This is a genomic window from Actinoplanes sp. URMC 104, assembly GCF_051386375.1.
In the GTDB taxonomy this organism is placed as follows: domain Bacteria; phylum Actinomycetota; class Actinomycetes; order Mycobacteriales; family Micromonosporaceae; genus Actinoplanes.
This window is the reverse complement of the sequence record NZ_JBPQTO010000004.1, coordinates 380,681-399,539: the sequence shown is the minus strand read 5'-3', so window position 1 is coordinate 399,539 and position 18,859 is coordinate 380,681. Positions and strand designations below refer to the sequence as shown.

Sequence of the window (18,859 nt, the reverse complement as noted above, 5' to 3'; positions counted from 1 at the left end):
TCGCCTAAACGGACGAACCGCTCGTCTGTTCCTCGGGCGACGCGCTGTCGAGCGGGACCGACTCGCCCGGCACCAGGCCCAGCTGCACCCCCTGCCGCGGCAGCACGGCGTCGAGCAGCCAGTCCGCCGCCACCCGCACCCGGTTGCCGGGCATCGAGAGCAGGTGGTAGCCGCGGGTCACCACCTTGGCGGGGAACCCCTTCACCGGCACGCCCAGCGGGTTCGCGGCCGAGTCGAACCCGCCGAGGTCGACGACGAACCCGAGGTCGTGGTGCTTGTAGGGGCGGCGGCGACCCGTCCCGTACGAGGCCGCGATGTTCTTCGCCGCGACCGCGCCCTGCCGCACGGCGTGCTGCGCGGTCATGCCGGTGATCTCGCCGGGCCGGGTCAGGTCGGGCACGGCCGCCGCGTCGCCGATCACGTACACGTCCGGATGGCCGGGCACCGTGAGGTACTCGTCGACGACGATCCGCCCCTCGCGCAGCGGCAGGCCGGCGGCGGTGACGAGCGGGTCGGGCCGCACGCCCACGCACCAGATCAGCGAGCGGGTGGGGACGAAGTCGCCCGTGGACAGGTGCACGCCGTCCTCTGTGGCCTCTTTCACACTCGTACGCAGGAGGACCTCGACGCCCCGCTCCCGCAGCACCCGGTCGGAGGCGTCGGCGAGCCGGCGGTCGAGCGACGGCAGCACCCGCTCGGCGGTGTCGAGCAGGATCCAGCGCACCCGGTCACGCAGCTCGGGCCGGTGGGCCGTCAGCGCGCGGGTGAACAGCACGCCCTGCGCGGCCACCTCGGTGCCGGTGTAGCCCGCGCCCACCACGACGAACGTGCAGCGTGCGCGCTGCTCCTGCTCGGTGCGGGCGTCGGCGGCCAGCTCGATCTGCCGGGTGACGTGGTCGCGCAGATAGAGCGCCTCGGGGATGCCGCGGAAGCCGTGCGCGTACTTGGTCACGCCGGGCACGGGCAGCAGCTTGTTGACGCTGCCGGCCGCGATCACCAGCCGGTGGTAGCCGATCGAGCCGGCCCGCCCCTCGGGGTCGCGGTAGGTGACCGTGCGCTGCCGCAGATCGAACCCGTCGGCCTCGCCCAGGATCTGGCGCACCCCCGGAAGCGCCGCCTGCAGCGAGACGGTGACCCGCCGGGGCTCGAGGATGCCGGCCGCCACCTCGGGCAGCAGCGGCAGATAGAGGAAGTAGTCGGTGGGGTTGAGCACCACGATCTCGGCGCCGCCACGGGACAGCTTGCCGAGCTCACGCGCCGCGGTGAAGCCGGCGAACCCGGCGCCGACGACGACGATGCGGGGGCGTGCCATGCGGGCCTCCGTCCCGGGCGCGGGCGGCGCCCTGCGAGCAGAACCGATGTCCCGACGCTACCCAAGAACGGCCCGGTCGCGATGTGAGCGCGGCGACATTCGCCAATCCCCGTGGCCGTCCGCACCGAATCGATCGGGTCCCGCTCACTCACGCGTACCGGTGTCGATCGGGGGTACGCGACGCACTCGTGTCCGAAGGAGTCGTCTTGGCTCGACGTCCGCCCCCTTCCGCACGCGTCCTGACGCACGGTCACGACGACTCCTGCCGCGTCCACGTCCGGCGGTACCTGCTGGCGCCCTTCCTCGCGGACGAGGCCCGTGCCGAGCGGCGCGAGCAGGACCTGGTGACCTTCGCCGACGACATCGTCACCCCGGGCGTGCCGCCGTCGCTGCGGCGGGCGCTCGAGGCGTGGGCCGTGGACGAGTCGACGCCCGACGAGGAGATCGCCCAGTTCATCGGCTGGACCGTGGAGCGGGTCCGCGAACACCGGTGACCGAACGGCCGAGTCCGGAATTCGGCCGAACGGTTGTCGTCCGGCGACCGCCCCTCCGGCGTCTTGGATGGCGCCGGACGATGCGCACACGGGGAGGCATCGCCTGGTGCAAGTGCTGGTCGGTGCCCGCACGGGGCGGCATCGCCCGGCGCGTTGATGGTGGAGAGGGGTCGACGTGGCCGGCAGCGCGGTGCTTGAGCCGCCTGGGTACGCTCACGTCTCCCTCGACACCTCGAACGGACACCTTCGAATGGACGCCCGCGAGGCCGACTATGCGCTTTTCGTCCGCACCCGGACGCACGCATTGTTGCGCTCGGCGTACCTGTTGACCGGCGACCAGCACCTCGCCGAGGACCTGGTGCAGGAGGCGCTCGCCCGCACCCACCGGGCCTGGCAGCGCCTCGAGAAACCGGAGAACGCCGAGGCGTACGCCCGCAAGGTGATGTACCACGCGCAGGTGTCGCTGTGGCGCCGTCCCAAGGTCGCCGAGGTGTTGCCGGCCGACTACCAGCCCGACCACCGCCGGGGCGCCGACGACCACGCCGACGCGGCGGTCGAGCGCCTGCTGCTGCGCCGCGCGCTGCTCACGCTGAGCGCCAAGCAGCGGGCGGTGATCGTGCTGCGCTTCTTCGAGGACCGCACCGAGGCCGAGGCCGCCCAGCTGCTCGGCGTCTCGGTCAGCACGGTCAAGACGCAGACCGCCCGCGCGCTCGACCGGCTCCGTGCGCTGCTGCCCGACCTGCACCTGCTCACCGAGGTGCCGGAGGCCGGACGATGACCGCCGAGCACGAACACCTGCGGGCCTCGCTGGCCGAGCTCGCCGACGGCGCGGAGCCGGCCGACCTGTACGACCGGGCGGTGCACCGGTCCCGCCGGATAGCCCGGCGCGAGGCCGCCGTCGGCACCGGCGCGGCCGTGCTGGTGCTCGCCGTCCTGGGCAGCGGGCTGTGGAGCCTGCCGCACGGCGGCGAGCCGGCCGACATGGCAGCCGCGGCCGGCGGCCCGCATCCGGCGGCGTCCATGGTGCCGTCGCTGTCGTCGACCGCGACGTCGCCGGGCGCCTCGCCCACCGGCTCGCCCCGGCGGCAGACGGCGTCCCCGGTGCGGCCGCCCGAGGCGGGCGGGAACACCACGAGCAGGCCCCGCACCGCCAAGCCTCGCTCCCGTACCCTCGCGGACCTGCCGGGGCACGTCTTCTACCGGGAACGCAGCACGGAGCCCGACGTGGTGCGCATGTCACCGGCGTCGGGCACCAGCAAGGTCGTGCTGCCCGACGCGCCGTCCTCGGTGGGCGTCTCGCCCGACGGGCACCGCATCGCGTACGTGTCCGGCGGCAAGCTGCTGGTCGCGCAGGCCGGCGAGCAGGCGGACGCCGGCGGCGCCACCGGCACCGAGCAGGTGGCCGTGGGCGTGGCCGCCGCCGACCAGGCGCCGGTCTGGTCGCCCGACGGCGATCGGCTGCTGGTGCACGCGGACGCGCCCGGCGTGCTCGACCTGGAGTCCGGCGCGTTCACGCCGCTGCCGGAGCAGCTCGCCGCGGGGCAGCACTTCCGCTGGTCGGGCGACGGCAGCACGCTGGTGTACGCGACCTCGTCCTGCGGGCTCGAGGTGGCCGCCGAGACCGGGACGAGCACGAGCGTGCCGGTGCTGGGCGACACCCAGCCGCAGGACAACCCGGACAACCTGGCCGCGTGCAAGGCGACCAGCGTCGACGCGACCGGGCAGCGGGTGACCGTGCCGCTGCAGACCACCGGCGAGACCGCGGTGGGCACCGACACGGCCGACGCGGTCGTCGACACGGCCACCGGCAAGCTGGAGTCGCTGCCCGTCGCGGGCACGGTGGTCGGGGCGGTCTTCGGGCCGGACGGCAACCTGCTGGTGCGCACCGACGACGAGAACCGGACGCTGCTGTCGCTGTTCGACTCGGACAACAAGCTGCGCGTGCAGGCCGTCGAGCCGCCGGACGTACGCCACCTCGACCTGCTGGCCTACACCCGCTGATCGGCCGCGCCGCCGCCCGGCGGGTGGGATCATGGAACCGATGGCCGTGCAGGAACAGTCCGCCCGGCTCACGACCGGGGCGGCGCCGTGGTGGCGCCGCGGACCGACCGTGGCCGTCGTCGTCGTGCTCGTGCTGGGCGCCGAGCTGACGCTGGGCTGGTCGGCGCTGGCCGGCGCGCTGCACCAGCTGCGCGCGCCGCACTGGAACTGGGTGGCCGCCGCGGTCGCCGCCGAGCTGGCGTCGATGGGCACGTACGCCCGCATGCAGCGCGCACTGCTGCGCGGCGCGGGCACCAAGGTGAGCGTCAAGAAGCACGTCGCCACCGCGTACGCGGCCCACTCGCTGAGCGCCACGCTGCCGGGCGGGCCGGTCTTCTCGACCACGTTCAACTTCCAGCAGCTGCGCCGCTTCGGGGCCTCCCCCGCGGTGGCCTCCTGGTGCATCGCGCTCAGCGGCGTGCTGTCGGCCGGCGCGCTGGTGGTGATCGGCGCGGTGGGCGGCCTGCTCGCCCGCAACACCGGCAGCTGGCACACGCTCGTGGCCTACGCGGTGGCCGCCCTGCTGGTCGCTTTCGGCGTACGCCAGCTGGCCGAGCGCCCGCAGCTGCTCGACCGGCCGGTGCGGGCCGTGCTGGGCGGCGTCAACCGGGTGCGCCGGCGCCCGCCCGAGCACGGCCACGACCGGCTCGTCGGCTTCGTCGAGCAGCTGCGCGAGGTGCGGGTGCACCCGGCGAACTTCGCGGCCGCGGTGGCGCTGGCGCTGCTCAACTGGCTGTTCGACGCGCTGTGCCTCTGGTTGTGCTGCGTCGCGGTCGGCGCGGGCGGCATCAACCCGGTGAGCCTGGTGATCGCGTACTGCGCCGGCATGGCCGCCGCGAGCGTGCCGATCGTGCCCGGCGGGCTGGGCGTCGTCGACGGCGCCCTGGTGCTCGGCCTGGTCGCCGGCGGCCTGGTCAGCGCCCACGCCGTCGCCGCGGTGGTGCTCTACCGCCTGATCAGCTTCGGCTTCATCATCGGCCTGGGCTGGCTCGTCTGGCTGGTCATCCGCCACCGCCACCGCACAGAGCAGACCTCCTGACCTTCGCGGCCACCGCCACCGGGCGGAACAGAGCCCTAGCCCTTGCGGCCGAACAGGCGCCAGCCGCGTCTGCGGGTCTCGGGCTCGCGCTCGGCCTGGCCGTTGAGCAGCGCGAGCTTGTGCTGGGCGACCGGGTTCTCGGGCTCCATGCGCAGCGAGGTCAGCAGCGCCTGCCGGGCCTGGTCGACGTGGCCGAGGGCGTCCAGCGTCACGCCGTGGGTGTAGTAGTAGTGCGCCTCGGTGGGGTCGAGCCCGATCGCGGTCCGCGCGGCCTGCTCGGCGTCGGCGATCTGCCGGTCGGCCGACAGCAGCGCCCACGCGACCCGGTCGTGCCAGAGGGGGTTGCGCGGCTCGGCGACGACCGCGCGGTACGCCGTGGTCACGGCGTCCTCGTGCCGGCCCAGCAGCGTGAGCGCGCGGCTCGCCAGTGCGAGCGGGCGCGGGTCGGCCGGGGCCAGCCGGGTGGCCGTGTCGGCGGCCGCCAGCGCGTCCTCGGGCTGGTCGAGCGCGAGCCGCAGCCGGGCGAGCAGCACCCAGCCCTCCACGTTGCCGCGGTCGGTCGCGACGACCGGCTGCAGGGTGGCGACGGCGCGTTCCAGCTCGAGCTGCTCGAAGAGCGTGGCGGCCTGGGCGATCGCCACCTCGCTCGCGCCGGGAAAGGCGCGCGGGCCGGCCGGGGGCTGCCGGTCGGCTCCGGGACCCGGGCCGGGGCCGGCCGGGCTGGTGACGGGCCACTCCGTCATCGGCGGTCCCCGGTCCGCGGGAGGTTGGCGGTCACAGGGAAATCATCGGCCGATTTGCGCAGCGTGTGAGGCTTTTCAGCCAGATCCGGCGCTCAGCGGGCGGGCATCCACCCGGCGGACCGGGTGTGGTCGTGCGGCTCGTAGTGGGGCACCTGCGCATAGGCCCGGACGGGGAACGTGCCGAAGGCGGCGATCCGCGGCGGGGCGGCCGTGAACCGCGCGCCGTGCGGCGGCAGGTTCTCCAGGCCGGTGAGGTGCTCGACGATCGGGATGCCGGCGGCCAGCAGCAGGGTGTGCGCCGGGCGTTCGCCCCCGCTCGCCGGGGTGTTGTCGTCGATGTTCGCCGAGTCGATGCCGACGAGCGCGGCGCCCCGCTCGACCAGCAGGGCCGCGCCGCCGGCGGTCAGGTGGGGCGGTTCCAGCCCGTACCGCGGGGTGCCCCAGTCCCGGTCGCCGCCGGTGTGCAGCAGCACGGCGTGACCGGCGACGGCGAGCGGCTCGAGGTCGTCCTCGGTGACCGCGCGGCGCCCGCTGCCGGCCGTGCGCACCACGACGGCGGGCAGGTCGGCGAGCCGCTCCAGCGGCATCCCGGCCAGGTCGGCGCCGCCCTCGTAGCGGTGCCGCGGGGTGTCGAGGTACGTGCCGGTCTGGCCGAGCATCTCGATGCGGTCGAAGCTGAACTCGGTGCCCTCGGCGTACTGCGGGCGGGACTCGGCCCAGCTGCGGTGCAGCGTGATGACGGGGGCGTCCAGGCCGGGATAGGTGACCATGCCGTCGGAGATGACGTGGCTGAGCTCGACGAACCGCAGGCGCGGCGCGGCGGGCGGGCCGGTCGGCGCCTGCTCGGCGGCGAAGGTGCGTACGCCGGTGAGCTCGACCCGCTCGACGTCGCGCAGGCCCAGCGAGCTCACCAGCATCCGGGCCAGGTCGGCCTCGGTGACGTCCAGGTGCGGCACGTCAACCCGCAGACCCTGGGCCTGCAGGCGACCGCCTGTGGTGAACGTGACGTCGGCGGTCAGCTCCGCCCGGTACACCCGCATGTGCCGGCCCCTATCGCAACTCGACGATGGCCTCGACGATCAGCCAGATGCCGAAGATAGCGAAGAGCGCGGCCGCGCCGTACTTGATGGTCTTCTCGGGCAGGTGCCGGCCGAGCAGGCGCCCGACGAGGATGGCCAGCGCGTCGGCCGCGACCATGCCGACCGTGGAGCCCAGCCAGGTGCCGAACCAGCCGTGCTGGGTGGCCAGCGTGATCGTCGCCAGCATGGTCTTGTCGCCGAGCTCGGCCAGGAAGAACGCGCCGCCCACCGCGAGGATCGCCGAGCCGCTGCTGCGTTCGGCCTTGGTCTTCTCCTCGTCGGTCAGCGAGTCGCCGCGCAGCGTCCAGGCGCCGAAAGCGAGGAACGCGATGCCGGCGACCAGCGAGATCCACCCGGTCGGCAGCGTCGCCCCCAGGCCGTAGCCGATGCCGACCGACACCGCGTGCACGACCGCCGTGGCCACGGTGATGCCGATCAGCACGGGGACCGGCTTGAAGCGGGTCGCGAACGTGAGGGCCATGAGCTGCGACTTGTCGCCCAGCTCGGCCACGAAGATCACCGCGAAGCTGAGCGCCGTCGCGACGAGGAATGCTTGCACCAGGAACTCCCGATATCCAGCGGACCGGGAGGAAGGGCACAGGGGCGACCTCGACCCGGCCGCGTGTGAGCAGCCGTAGTCGAAGGTCTCGCTCGCCTCGTGGAGGCCGCGCGGCCGGACCCCGGATCGGATCAGGGATCAGTATGTCGACCGCGGCATTGGGAGCTACTCCCCTTCGCGGATACGAGCATAGCGAACGGCCCCCGCCCGGGGGCGGGGACCGTGAGAGCAATCACCGCCCGGTGATCAGCCGTTGCAGCTGGAGGCGCTCGGGGGCCCGCTTGGCCGTCACGCCGGGCTCGGGCGGGGCGATCGGCTTGCACCGCTTGTCGGAGCGCTCCCCGCCGACCCGCTTCGGCAGCTTGCCGGTGGCCAGGTAGTCGGCGATCGTGTCGTCCACGCAGCGGTTGCCGTAGAGCGAGCCGGAGTGCGTCGTGCCGCCCACGCCCTCGACCAGCACCGAGCGCGGGAACCGCTTGCGCACCTCGAGGCTGCCGGCGAACGGGGTGGCGGCGTCCAGCGACTCGCTGATCAGCAGCACCGGCGGCACGGTCTCGCCCGAGACGGTCACCGGGACGCCGCTGGGCGCCGCCCAGCTGCGGCAGGGCGCGTTGTACCAGGCGTTGGCCCAGGTCTCGAACGGCGCCTTGCGGTGCACCTCCCAGTTGTCGGAGGTCCACTTGGTCCAGCTCTGCGGCCACGGCGCGTCGGTGCACTGCACGCCGAGGTAGACCGCGTAGTTGTTGTCGGCGTCCTCGCCACGCGGGTTGTTGGCGTCGTAGAGCCTGCGCAGCCCCGACGCGTCCTGCTCGCGCACCCAGGCGCTGAAGGCGCGGGCGATGTCCGCCCAGCCGAACGTGTAGTAGCCGGCCTGCAGGAAGACGTCGGTGAGCTCGGCCGGGCCGATCACGCCGCCGGCCGGCTTGCGGGTCAGCTTCTGCTGCTCGTCGTAGTAGCGCTGCTGCACCTCACGGGCGGTCCGGCCGAGGTGGTAGACGCGGTGGTGCTTCGCGAGCCAGCCGAAGTAGACCTTGATGTTGCGGTCGAACGCCCGGTCCTGGTCGAGGTTGGAGTCGTACCAGACGCGCGTGGGGTTGACGTTGCCGTCCAGCACCATGCGGCGTACGCGCTCGGGGTAACGGGTGGCGTAGACCTGGCCGAGATAGGTGCCGTACGAGAACCCGTAGTAGGTGATCTGGCGGGCGTTGAGCGCCTGCCGCAGCAGGTCCATGTCCCGCACGGTGTCCAGGGTCTTGAGGTGCTCGAGCAGTTTGCCGCCGGCCTTCGCGCACGCCTTGGCGTACCCCTCGGCCCGCTCGAGCCACGTCGCCTCGATCTGCTTGGTCGTGGGCACGTAGGGCGGCCGGTTGTAGCCGGTGTAGTCGCTGTCGCAGGTCAGCGCGGGCTTGCTGGCGCCGACGCCGCGCGGGTCGAAGCCGATCCAGTCGTACGCCGCCCCGGCGCGCTTGGGCACGAGCGAGCCCAGCACGGCCAGCCCGCGGCCCTTGGCGCCGGGACCTCCGGGGTTGACCAGCGCGACTCCCTGGTACTTGGCGTCCGGCACGGTGTGCTTGATCCGCGACACCGCGATCTGGATCTTCTCGCCCTCGGGCCGGCTGTGGTCCAGCGGAACGGAGAGGAAGCCGCACTCGGCCTTGTGCGTGCGCAGGGTCGGGTCGGTGCACGCGGTCCACGCGATCGGCGCGGCGGCCCGCGCGTAGCCGGTCCCGCCGCTCCGCTCGTCCGCCGCTCGCGCGCCGCTCGCCGAGCTCACGATCGCCACCGCGATCGTGGCGGCCGCCGCCAGAAGTCGTCTCATGCCAGCCTTTCGTGTCCGATTCGCCCCAATATGGTGAGGCGTGGGCGGCCCCAGAGGGACCGTCCACGCCGGGGCGCCACGAAAGAAGCGCTCAGCCGACCGGGCGGCGGCGGCGCTGAGCGACCAGAGCCACGGCCCCGAGGGCGGCCACCACCAGCCCGTAGACCAGCGCAGTGTCGTGCAGGCCCGCGGAGGTGGCCGCGAAGCCGGCGATCACGGCCGGAACGCTGAAGGCGACGTACGAGATGACGAGCGCCACGGCGAACAGCTCCCCGCGCTCGTGCGGGGCGGCGAGCACGGCCAGCGTGCCGAAGGTGGCCAGCGCGGACGCGCCGAACCCGACGCCGGAGATCACGGTGCCGGCCGCGGCGAGGACGGCGCTGCCAAGCTCGAGGCCGGTCACGCTGACCAGGGCGCCGAGGGTGAGCAGGCTGCCGGCGAGGGCGAGCACGCGCTTCGCCGGGACGTTGCGGAGGGCGTACGAGGAGACGGCGCCCGTGCCGCAGAGCAGCGTCACGACCAGGCCGCCGACGAGGTGGTTGCTCAGGCCGAAGACGCCGGCCGCCACGGAGGGGCCGAGCGAGAGGTAGAGACCGCCGATCGCCCAGCTCGCCACGATGATCGGCACCAGCGCGAGCAGGTCGGCGCGCAGCCAGGCCGGAACGCCCAGCCGCGGGGCGAGCGAGGCCGCGGCGCCGGGGCGGCGGGCGGAGGTCTCGGGGATGCCGGCGACCACGACCGCGGCGAGCACCATGGCCGCCAGCAGCAGCGCCCACACGAAGTGCGTGGGCGAGGGCGCGTACTGCACCAGCACCCCGCAGCCCAGCGCGCCGATCGCCAGACCCGCGACCGGGGCGAGGCTGTTGACCAGTCCGGCCCGGCCGGGGGCGTGCGCAGGGTTGAGGTCGACGAGCGCGGCGCCGAGCGTGGTCATCGCCGCGCCCGTCGCGATGCCCTGCAGGAACCGCGCGGTGAGCAGCACCCCGACGTCGCCCGCGGTCAGGAACAGCACAAGCGACACCGCCTCGAGACCGATCGCCGCAGCCAGCACGGGCCGGCGCCCGATGTGGTCGCTGAGCGCACCGAGCATCAGCAGCGAGCCGATCAGGCCCACCACGTACACGGCGAAGACCACCGTGAGCGTGCTCGCGGAGAAGCCCCACAGGTGCTGGTAGACGACGTACAGCGGGGAGGGCGCCGCGGACGCCGCCGCGAACGTAACGAAGATCGCGGCGATCGCGGCGAAGGCGACCGGCCGGGACAGCCGCCGGTCGCGCGCCGCCGGCGGAGCGTCGGCAAGGGTGGTCATGGCGGATCCCTCCGGTGTGGCTCAACAGACAGGTCTGTCTAATGCGATGCGCCGAGACTAGACAGACCTGTCTGATACCGTCAACTGCATGTCCGCCGCGTCACCCTCCACCGCGCGCAAGCCCTCGGCCCGCGACCGGCTGCTGGCCGCCGCGAACGAGCTGTTCTATGCCGAGGGCGTCCACACCGTCGGCATCGACCGCATCATCGAGCGCGCCGGCGTCGCCAAGGCCTCGCTCTACAGCACGTTCGGCAGCAAGGACGAGCTGGTCCGGGCCTACCTCGAGGGCCGGCACGAGCAACGCCGCGCCCGCCTGCTGGCCGGCCTCGAACGCTACGACGACCCCCGCGACCGGCTGCTGGGCGTGTTCGAGCTGCTGTCCGAGCGGGCCGAGGCCACCGGCTACCGCGGGTGCGCCTTCTACAACGCCAGCGCCGAGTCGCCGCCCGGCAGCCCGGCCGAGCAGGTCTCCGACGCCACCCGCGCCTGGACCCGCGGCCTGTTCCTCGAGCTGGCCCGCGACGCCGGCGCCAGGGACCCCGCCGCTCTGGCCGACCAGATGGTGGTCCTCTACGACGGCGCCACGGCCGGCGCCCGCATGGACCGCAACACCCGGGCGCCGCTGGTGGCCCGCGACATAGCCGCCACCCTGCTGGCCGCCGCGACCCTCTGACCGCGCGGCTCCGGAGCTCCTAGCCGAGCCGGTCGGCGGCCAGGTCGTTGAGGCGGTCCAGCGCGGGCAGGGCCGCCACGACGGTCTCGTACTCGTCCGGCGAAAGGCCTCCGAGCAGCTCGGACAGCGCCCGGGCGCGGACCTCGCGACGGTGGGCCACGGCGGCGCGGCCGGCGTCGGTGATGGTGACGATCACGGCGCGGCCGTCGTTGGGGTCGCCGGCCCGCCGCACCAGGCCCTCCTTCTCGAGGCGGGTGATGAGCTGGGTCATCGCGGGCTGGCTGATGCCCTCGGGGGCGTACAGCTCGCTGAGGCGGTGCGCGCCGGCGCGCTCGAGGCGGCGGAGCGTCGAGGCGGCGGTCAGGCTGAGCGGGCCGCGCGGTGAGAGGCGGCGGAGGGTGCCGTAGAAGCGCTCGAACCCGGCCGCGATGGCCTCGTCGGAGGCGGGGAGGGCGCCGGGCTCGGCGGAGGCGGGCTGCACAGCACTACGTATATCACCGGCTTATGAAGGCCGCTTTCCGCCGGGAGACTTCACGAGTTCGTCACGGTGTCGCAATTCGCCCGTACGTGCCGGGTCGTCGGGCTGACCGGGAAGCGCCCGAAATGTCACCATGCAGTCATGGACGAGCAAACCCTCTGGGCGTTGGTCGACCAAGACCCGGACGCGGCGGACGGCTCCTGGCTGCGCCCGCATCTGGGCACCACCACCACCGGCGGCGGCCGGGCTCCGCGCGAGTACGTGGTCGCGCTGCGCCACGTCGCCCTGACCCTCGACGCCGACCCGCGGTGGCGATCGTGGTGGCGGCAGTCGGGGCTGTCGGCCTGCGAGCTCGGCATAGTGGCCGAGGGGTTCGACCACCTGCGCCCGAGCGCCGACATCCGCCGCCTCGACGACCGGCTGCGGGCCAACTTCACCTGCGCGCTGCCGGCCGGCACCCCCGCGGCGGCCGCCACCAGGGCCGCCACCGAGGAGGTGCGGGCCATGTTCGAGGTGATCCGCCAGGCCCTCACGATGCCGGCGCTGCCGCCCACCCCGCCGGTGCCGAGCCTGCCGACCGACGTGCCCGACGTGCCGGTGACCGCCAAGCCGCTGCCCGACGCGCCGCACGAGCCCGAGCAGCAGGGCTATCTGACCCTGACGCAGATTCAGGAGTTCTTCGCGTAGGTCAGCGCCACCAGCTCCTGGAGCTGCGCGAGCGCGTCGCCCTTGCCGGGACCGTCCGGCAGCTCACGGCGGGCGGCCGCGACCACGCCCGTACGGAGCAGCGTGTAGATCTCCGCCCGCCCGGCCTCCGGGAGGTCCGGGATCCAGAGGCTGCCGAGGTTCTCGGCCACGACCGTCCGGAGCCGCTCGGCCGTGCCGCGGTCGCCGAGCCGCGGGATGAGAAATTCCAGTGTCCACTCGAAGAGCCCGCCCGTGGCCTGCCAGTCGCTGCCCGGCCGGACCATGATGAGAGCCGCCATTGTCGCCGCCCCAGAATGAAGACACGCGGTGCCAGACCTCGCTCCGCCACGAACCGTTCGATCCTTGCCACCTGGTCGGCGGTGAACAGCGAGACGTCCACCGGCACCAGGTCCGCTTTCCTGAGGTGCAGCACGATCTGCTGCGAGAACCGCGCCCACTGCTGGTCGAAGCGGTGCGCCGCGAACGGCCCCACCGCGTCGTAGGAGCGCCCGCCCTCGTCGAACCAGTCGGCCCGGCAGCCGGGCTCGGCCCGGGTCAGGCGCACGCCCAGCTCGGCCTCGATGCGGACGGCCGTCTCGGCCTCGTTGCGGCGGAACCTGCCCGTCGCCGGGTCCATGCCCAGCGCCCGGAACCGCGCCCGGGTAGGCGGCGAGACGCCCATCGCCTCGAACCGCTCCCGGGCAAGCAGCGTGACCCGACCCCGTACGACCAGGTCCACGACCAGCGCACCACAACGCGCACGGGCGGGTGGAGCCTCGCTGCGCGCGGCGAAGTCCATGTTCAGCGCACGGATCCGTTCCCTGTCGGGTCGCGGATCCGGCGCGCGCATCAGCGGTTCACACGCTCGGGCCGGTGCGCGCCGGGCTCCCGGGGCGTCGCCGTAGGCGGGTGGGCGCCGGGCTCCCGGGGCGTCGCCGTAGGCGGGTGCGCGTGGGGCTCCCGAGGCGTCGCCATAGGCGGATACTCGCCCGGGGCGGCGGGCAGCGCAAGCGGCGTCACCACCACCGGGACGCCGCCCTGGCCGATCCCCGCATAGGTCACCGGCCGTACGCCGCGGAGCACGAGCGCATGCAGCACGCCCAGCGCAGCCACGGCGGCCGCCGCAGTCGGCACGATCCAGCGCAGCGGGGAGCTGCCCGGCACCCCGAACAGCTCGTGCAGATCGCGGAAGGCCAGGAAGGTCAGCGCGCCGAGGGCGACCGTGGACAGCGCCGGAGCGGTGAACCGCACCCACGCGCCCTCGCCGTCGGGCACCCGGTTGAGGTGCAGCAGGGCGGCCACCGAGGTGGCGGTCAGCAGCACCAGCACGCCGAGCCCGCCGGCGATCACGAGCCGGCGACCGGTCAGCGGCGGGTCGGCTACTCCCCCGGCGGCGGCCGCGGCCAGCAGCAGCGCGGCGACGGCGGACTGCGTCCACGAGGCGGCGCGGGGTGCGCGCGTACGCCGGGAGGTCCGTCCCAGCCCCGCGGGGAGCACACGCTCCCGGCCGAGCGCGAACAGGTAGCGCGCGATCGTGTGGTGCAGCGCGAGCAGGGCCGCGAACAGGCCGGTCAGCAGCATCAGCCGGCCCAGCGTGACGGCCCACGGCGCGAGCCGCTCGGCGGCGAGGTCGAACAGGACCTCGGGGCCGCGGTCGCGGGCCAGGCCGGTGATCCGGTCGGCGCCGGCGGCCGCGCTCAGCGACCACGACGCCGCGGCCAGCAGCACCGCGAAGACGGCCACCGCGGCGTACGTGGCAAGGCCGGGGTCCCGCCGCGGACGGATCGACTCCTCCGCGTACGCCCCGGCGGTCTCGAAGCCGGCGAAGGCAAGCACGCCCATGGCGAGCAGCATCCCGAGCACCGGCATGTCCACCTCGGACAGGCTCGCCGGGAGGATGCTGCCGCGGGTGAGCTCGCCGCCGGCCGGGTCGATCGCGTTGGCCGCGGTGAACCCGGCGGCGACCGCGGCCTCGGCGAGCACGAGGAACGCCATCAGCCCGCCGCCGATCTCGGCGCGGATCGTGCCGCAGAGCGCGACCAGCAGCCAGCATGCGGCCGCGACCGCCCACCAGTCGGCGCGCACATCGAACCAGCTGCGCAGCAGGGGCGCGGCCGCGGCGCCGGCCAGGCCGTAGATGCCCAGCTGGATCGCCTGGTAGGAGGCGATGGCGAGCCAGGCGGCGCCCGTGCCGGCCGGGCGCCCGAGCCCGCGGGTGACATACGTGGACAGCGCGCCGGCGAACGGGGCGCGGCGGGCCATGGCCGAGTAACCGGCCGTGAAGAGGATCAGCACGACGCCGAGGACGACGAAGGCGAGAGGAACCAGGGGCCCGCCGCCGGTGGCATAGGCGGCGGGCACGACGGCGATCAGGACGGCGATCGGCGCGGTCGCGGCCAGCGCGAAGAAGGTGACGGCGGCCGCGCCGAGACGGCCGGGGACGAGGGTGTGCGGGAGGTCCTCGGGCGTACCCACCCCTCCATTTGATCCTGATCAGTGAGCGGGTGACAACACCCCGTGAGTTTTCCCTCAGGGTTCAATGAGGATCTTCCGCCCGATACCCGCCCGGAACTGCTCGAGCGCCTGGGCGTAGTCGGTCAGCGGGAACCGGTGGCTCACGAAGATCGACGAGTCGAGCACGCCGGCGGCCAGCAGCTGCCCGGCCCGGTCGAAGCTGTGCAGCACCGCCATCGAGCCGGTGATGGTGATCTCGCGGCGATAGATCTCGTACGGCTCGATCGCCACCCGGGCGTCGTAGTTCGCCACCCCGAACTGCAGAAAGGTGCCGCCCCGCCCGACCCGGCCCAGCCCGTCACGGATCGCCGCCTCGACGCCGGTGCAGTCGATCACCACGTCCCAGCCGCGCGGGGCGTCGAGCTCGTCGGCCGAGGTGACCGCCGCCGTGCAGCCGAGCTGCTTGGCGGTCTCGAGCCGGGCCGGGTTGAGGTCCACGACGGACACCGACTCGGCGCCGGCCCGCTTCGCGAGCTCCAGCATCATCAGCCCCATCGTCCCGGAGCCGTAGATGAGGTACGAGGTGGCCATCGCCCGCGGCAGCACGTCGAAGCCGCGGACCGCGCAGGACAGCGGCTCGATCAACGCCGCGTCCCGGGCGGCGAGGTGCTCGGGCAGCTTGAACAGGTTCGCCATCGGCGCCGCCACGTACTCGGCCGCGCCGCCGCCGACCGTCACGCCGATCGCGCCCCAGTTCTCGCACTGGTTGCCCCGCGCCCGCTTGCAGTAGTAGCAGTGGCCGCAGTAGAGCGACGGGTCGACCGCGACCCGGTCGCCGACCGCGTAGCCGGTCACCTCCGCGCCGACCGCGACGATCTCCCCGGCGAACTCGTGACCCGGCACGATCGGGAACGACGGGGCGAACTCGCCGTCCATGATGTGCAGGTCGGTGCCGCAGATGCCGACCGCGGCCGGCCGGACCACCACGTCGGTGGGCCCGGGCGCCGGGTCCGGCACGTCCTCGACGGCGATCGTGCCGGGGGTGACGACGACGGCTGCTCTCACTTGACGGCTCCCATCGACAGGCCGCGGACCAACTTGTTCTGCGCCACCCACCCGGCGATGAGCACCGGCAGCGACACGATCGTCGCGGCGGCGCACAGCCGGGCGAGGAAGGCGCCCTCGGACGAGATGAACCCGACCAGGAAGATGGGCGAGGTGCCCGAGTTCGTCGCGGTCAGGTTCACCGCCAGGAAGAACTCGTTCCAGGCGAAGATGAAACAGATCAGCGCGGTGGCCGCCAGGCCGGGGCTGACGATCGGCAGGATGATCTTGCGGATCGAGGTGGGCAGGCTCGCGCCGTCCACCTCGCCGGCCTCGAGCACCTCGCGCGGCACCTCGAGCAGGAACGAGCGCATCATCCAGACCGCGAGCGGCAGGTTCATGCTCGTGTAGAGGATGACCATCGTCCAGATGTTGTCGAGCATGCCCAGGTGCTTGACCAGCAGATAGACCGGCAGGAACGCGGCGACCGCGGGCATCATCTTGGTGCTGATGAAGAAGAACAGCGAGTCGCTCCACTTGGCCACCGGGCGCAACGACAGCGCGTACGCCGCCGGGGTCGCCAGCAGCACGACGAGCAGTGTCGAGAAGACGCTGGCCATCAGCGAGTTCAGCAGGAACGGCGTGATGTTGCGGTCGAAGACCTGGGTGTACTGCGCCAGCGTCGGCGCGAAGAACCAGGACGGCGGGTTCGTCGCGGCGACGTTCTCCTGCTTGAAGCTGGTGAGCACCATCCAGATCACCGGGAAGACGAAGATGATCCCGGCGATCCAGGCGGCGACGCCCCAGATCGAGTTGCTCAGCCGGGTTCTCATCGCTCCTCCATCTTGAAGAGGCTCGAGATGACCCGCAACGCGAAGGTTGCGACGATGATCGTCAGGATCACCACGATCACGCCGGCCGCGGAGGCCTCGCCGTACTCGAACTTGCGGAACATGGTCAGGTAGATCTCGTACGGCAGGTTGGTCGTCGCCGTGCCCGGGCCGCCCTGCGTGATGCTGAAGATCGCGTCGAACGTGTTGACCAGGTAGATCGAGCCGAGCAGCGCGCCCAGCTCGAGGTACTGGCGCAGGTGCGGCAGCGTCATCCGGCGGAAGATCTGCCACGCGTTCGCGCCGTCGACGCGGGCCGCCTCGATCACGTCGTTCGACTGCGACTGCAACCCGGCCAGCAGGATCAGCATCATGAACGGCGTCCACTGCCACACCAGCGTGGCGATCACGGCGCCCTTCGGATACGACGAGACCCAGTCGGTCGAGCCGCCGAAGATGCCGTTGATCAAGCCGTACGTCGGGTTGAAGATCGCGTGCTTCCAGAGCAGCGCGGCCGCGATCGGCATCACCAGGAACGGCGTGATGAGCATGGTCCGGACGATCCCGCGGCCGAGGAACTTGCGGTCCAGCAGCAGCGCGAACACCAGGCCCAGGATCATCGAGAAGATCACCGCGCCGGCGGTGAGCACCACGGTGTTGACCAGCGCGGAGCGCAGCCGCGAGTCGGTCAGCACCGTGACGTAGTTGTCGATGCCGACGAACGGCTTGTCGCCCGGGCGCAGCGCGTTCCAGCTCAGCGTCGACAGATAGATCGTGTAGAGGAACGGCACCTGGGTGATGACGATCGCGAAGATCAGCGCCGGCAGCAGCGGCGCCCGGCGTACCCAGCGGTCTTTGGCTCCGCCCCTGGTGGGCCGGACGGGCGGCTGGGTCCGCTCGTCCGGCCGGGCGGCCAGGGTGGTCATTACTTCCGGTACTTCTTGGCCACGTCGTCGGCCTGCTTCTGACCGTCGGCCAGCGCCTTGTCGACCGTGTTGCTGCCCGCGATGGCCGCGCTCACCTCCTGCGACACCTTGGTGCCGAGGTCGGCGAACTCGGGGATGCCGACGAACTGCACGCCCAGCGCGGGCCGCGGCTGCACGCCCGGGTTGGTCGGGTCGGCGTGCTCGATCGAGCCGAGCGTGATGTCCGCGAACGCCTTGGCCGAGTCCTTGTACTCCGGGATCGAGTACGTCGAGGTGCGCTTGCCGGACGGCACCCGCGACCAGCCGAGCTGCTGGCCGACCAGCTTCTCGTAGTCCTTGCTGGTGGCCCAGCTGATGAACTTCCAGGCGGCGTCGGCCTTCTTGGTGGTCTTGGGCATCGCCCACGCCCACGTCCACAGCCAGCCGGAGTACTCGGTCTTGTTCACCGGGGCGTACGCGTAGCCGACCTTGCCGGCCACCTTGCTCGCCTTCGGGTCCTCCAGCGTGCCGGCCGCCGAGGTGGCGTCGTACCACATGGCCGCCTTGCCCTGGCCGAACGTGTTGAGGCACTCGGTGAAGCCGGACTGCGGGGCGCCGGGCTGGCCGTGCTGCTTGAGCAGGTTGACGTAGAAGTTCGTCGCCTCCTTGAACTCCGGCGAGTCGACCTTCGCGTTCCAGTCCTTGTCGAACCAGGTGCCGCCGTACGTGTTGACGACCGTGGTGAGCGGCGCGAACAGCTCACCCCAGCCGGGCAGCCCGCGCAGGCAGATGCCGGACACGCCCTTGCTCTTGTCGTCGAGCTTGGCCGCGAACTCCGCCACCTGCGCCCAGGTGGGCTTCTCGGGCATCTTGAGGCCCTTGGCGGCGAAGAGCTCCTTGTTGTACATGAGGAACGACGACTCGCCGTAGAACGGCGCCGCGTACAGCTTGCCGTCCTCGCCGCTCAGCGACGAGACCATCGGCTTGATCAGGTCGCCGACGTCGTACGCCGAGTCGGCCTGCGCCTGCGTCGACAGCTCGTGCAGCCAGCCGTTCTTGGCCCAGATCGGCACCTCGTACGCGCCGACGGTCGCCACGTCGTACTGGCCGCCCTGGTTCGCGACGTCCTGGGTGACCTTGTCCCGCAGTTCGTTCTCCGGGAGGATCGTGAACTTCACGGTGATGCCGGTCTGCTTCGTGAAGTTCTCGGCGGTCAGCTTCTGGATGTCCTCCATCTGCGGGTTGCCGACCATCAGGGCGGTAATGGTGTTGTCGGCCGTGTCGCCGCTGCTGCCGCCGGTCGAGCCGGCGCCCGAACAGCCGGTCGTGACCAGCAACAGGCCGGCCGCCGCGGCTGCTCCTATCGTGGCGAATCTGGGCATGGTGGAACCTCC

Annotated in this window: 19 protein-coding genes; 6 read left to right on the top strand and 13 right to left on the bottom strand. The window is 72.8% G+C overall.

The genetic code is table 11. The annotated features are described in order from the left end of the window. Positions 1-4 precede the first annotated feature (4 nt). On the bottom strand, positions 5-1,312 hold the full coding sequence (locus tag ACSNN8_RS15635) for an NAD(P)/FAD-dependent oxidoreductase (protein WP_436649913.1): 1,308 nt from the start codon (positions 1,310-1,312) through the stop codon (positions 5-7). A 206-nt stretch (positions 1,313-1,518) separates the two neighbouring features. On the opposite strand from ACSNN8_RS15635, the gene ACSNN8_RS15630 reads away from it, so the two are divergent. The 4 genes from ACSNN8_RS15630 to ACSNN8_RS15615 all read left to right on the top strand — a co-directional run bounded on the left by ACSNN8_RS15630 (position 1,519) and on the right by ACSNN8_RS15615 (position 4,885). Then, the gene (locus ACSNN8_RS15630) at positions 1,519-1,806 is read left to right on the top strand and encodes a hypothetical protein (RefSeq protein ID WP_436649912.1); all 288 of its coding nucleotides are present in this window, start codon (positions 1,519-1,521) and stop codon (positions 1,804-1,806) included. Positions 1,807-2,056: 250 nt separating this feature from the next. After that, positions 2,057-2,584, top strand: coding sequence for a SigE family RNA polymerase sigma factor (locus tag ACSNN8_RS15625; RefSeq protein WP_436649911.1), 528 nt, complete (start codon positions 2,057-2,059; stop codon positions 2,582-2,584). Continuing rightward, positions 2,581-3,807 (top strand): hypothetical protein, encoded by a 1,227-nt coding sequence (locus ACSNN8_RS15620; RefSeq protein WP_436649910.1) that lies wholly within the window; start codon positions 2,581-2,583, stop codon positions 3,805-3,807. Before ACSNN8_RS15625 ends, ACSNN8_RS15620 begins: the two co-directional genes overlap by 4 nt. A gap of 40 nt (positions 3,808-3,847) precedes the next feature. After that, complete coding sequence (locus ACSNN8_RS15615) at positions 3,848-4,885, top strand: lysylphosphatidylglycerol synthase transmembrane domain-containing protein (protein ID WP_436649909.1); 1,038 nt, start codon at positions 3,848-3,850, stop codon at positions 4,883-4,885. A 35-nt stretch (positions 4,886-4,920) separates the two neighbouring features. Here the strand turns inward: ACSNN8_RS15615 and ACSNN8_RS15610 are convergent, their stop codons facing one another. From ACSNN8_RS15610 to ACSNN8_RS15590, 5 genes are all read right to left on the bottom strand, one after another. After that, positions 4,921-5,628, bottom strand: coding sequence for a tetratricopeptide repeat protein (locus tag ACSNN8_RS15610; protein ID WP_436649908.1), 708 nt, complete (start codon positions 5,626-5,628; stop codon positions 4,921-4,923). Between the two features lie 92 nt (positions 5,629-5,720). Then, positions 5,721-6,668, bottom strand: coding sequence for a cyclase family protein (locus tag ACSNN8_RS15605; protein WP_436649907.1), 948 nt, complete (start codon positions 6,666-6,668; stop codon positions 5,721-5,723). 10 nt (positions 6,669-6,678) lie between these two features. Further along, on the bottom strand, positions 6,679-7,266 hold the full coding sequence (locus tag ACSNN8_RS15600) for a TMEM165/GDT1 family protein (protein WP_436649906.1): 588 nt from the start codon (positions 7,264-7,266) through the stop codon (positions 6,679-6,681). Positions 7,267-7,498: 232 nt separating this feature from the next. After that, positions 7,499-9,085 (bottom strand): alpha/beta hydrolase, encoded by a 1,587-nt coding sequence (locus ACSNN8_RS15595; RefSeq protein ID WP_436649905.1) that lies wholly within the window; start codon positions 9,083-9,085, stop codon positions 7,499-7,501. 91 nt (positions 9,086-9,176) lie between these two features. Then, on the bottom strand, positions 9,177-10,394 hold the full coding sequence (locus ACSNN8_RS15590; protein WP_436649904.1) for an MFS transporter: 1,218 nt from the start codon (positions 10,392-10,394) through the stop codon (positions 9,177-9,179). Between the two features lie 88 nt (positions 10,395-10,482). On the opposite strand from ACSNN8_RS15590, the gene ACSNN8_RS15585 reads away from it, so the two are divergent. Further along, a complete protein-coding gene (locus tag ACSNN8_RS15585; protein WP_436649903.1) occupies positions 10,483-11,067 on the top strand; it encodes a TetR/AcrR family transcriptional regulator in 585 nt (194 codons plus the stop codon). A gap of 19 nt (positions 11,068-11,086) precedes the next feature. On the opposite strand, the gene ACSNN8_RS15580 is transcribed toward ACSNN8_RS15585, so the two are convergent. Continuing rightward, positions 11,087-11,548, bottom strand: a complete 462-nt coding sequence (locus ACSNN8_RS15580; RefSeq protein WP_436649902.1) for a MarR family winged helix-turn-helix transcriptional regulator — start codon at positions 11,546-11,548, stop codon at positions 11,087-11,089. Positions 11,549-11,686: 138 nt separating this feature from the next. On the opposite strand from ACSNN8_RS15580, the gene ACSNN8_RS15575 reads away from it, so the two are divergent. Then, entirely contained in the window at positions 11,687-12,232 is a 546-nt protein-coding gene (locus ACSNN8_RS15575) for a hypothetical protein (RefSeq protein WP_436649901.1), read from the top strand. Here the strand turns inward: ACSNN8_RS15575 and ACSNN8_RS15570 are convergent. The 6 genes from ACSNN8_RS15570 to ACSNN8_RS15545 form a co-directional block, all read right to left on the bottom strand. Then, the gene (locus tag ACSNN8_RS15570) at positions 12,214-12,531 is read right to left on the bottom strand and encodes a hypothetical protein (RefSeq protein WP_436649900.1); all 318 of its coding nucleotides are present in this window, start codon (positions 12,529-12,531) and stop codon (positions 12,214-12,216) included. The two genes, ACSNN8_RS15575 and ACSNN8_RS15570, sit on opposite strands and share 19 nt — an antisense overlap. A 550-nt stretch (positions 12,532-13,081) precedes the next feature. Then, positions 13,082-14,707: an APC family permease gene (locus ACSNN8_RS15565; RefSeq protein WP_436649899.1), complete on the bottom strand. Its 1,626-nt coding sequence runs from the start codon at positions 14,705-14,707 to the stop codon at positions 13,082-13,084. 54 nt (positions 14,708-14,761) lie between these two features. Further along, on the bottom strand, positions 14,762-15,751 hold the full coding sequence (locus tag ACSNN8_RS15560; RefSeq protein ID WP_436649898.1) for a zinc-dependent alcohol dehydrogenase family protein: 990 nt from the start codon (positions 15,749-15,751) through the stop codon (positions 14,762-14,764). Then, positions 15,748-16,563, bottom strand: coding sequence for a carbohydrate ABC transporter permease (locus ACSNN8_RS15555; protein ID WP_436649897.1), 816 nt, complete (start codon positions 16,561-16,563; stop codon positions 15,748-15,750). Before ACSNN8_RS15555 ends, ACSNN8_RS15560 begins: the two co-directional genes overlap by 4 nt. After that, complete coding sequence (locus ACSNN8_RS15550; RefSeq protein ID WP_436649896.1) at positions 16,560-17,486, bottom strand: carbohydrate ABC transporter permease; 927 nt, start codon at positions 17,484-17,486, stop codon at positions 16,560-16,562. The genes ACSNN8_RS15555 and ACSNN8_RS15550 overlap by 4 nt, the downstream gene beginning before the upstream one ends. After that, positions 17,486-18,847 carry an ABC transporter substrate-binding protein gene (locus tag ACSNN8_RS15545; RefSeq protein WP_436649895.1) on the bottom strand — a complete coding sequence of 454 codons (1,362 nt, stop codon included), beginning with the start codon at positions 18,845-18,847 and terminating at the stop codon, positions 17,486-17,488. The genes ACSNN8_RS15550 and ACSNN8_RS15545 overlap by 1 nt, the downstream gene beginning before the upstream one ends. Positions 18,848-18,859: the final 12 nt, after the last annotated feature.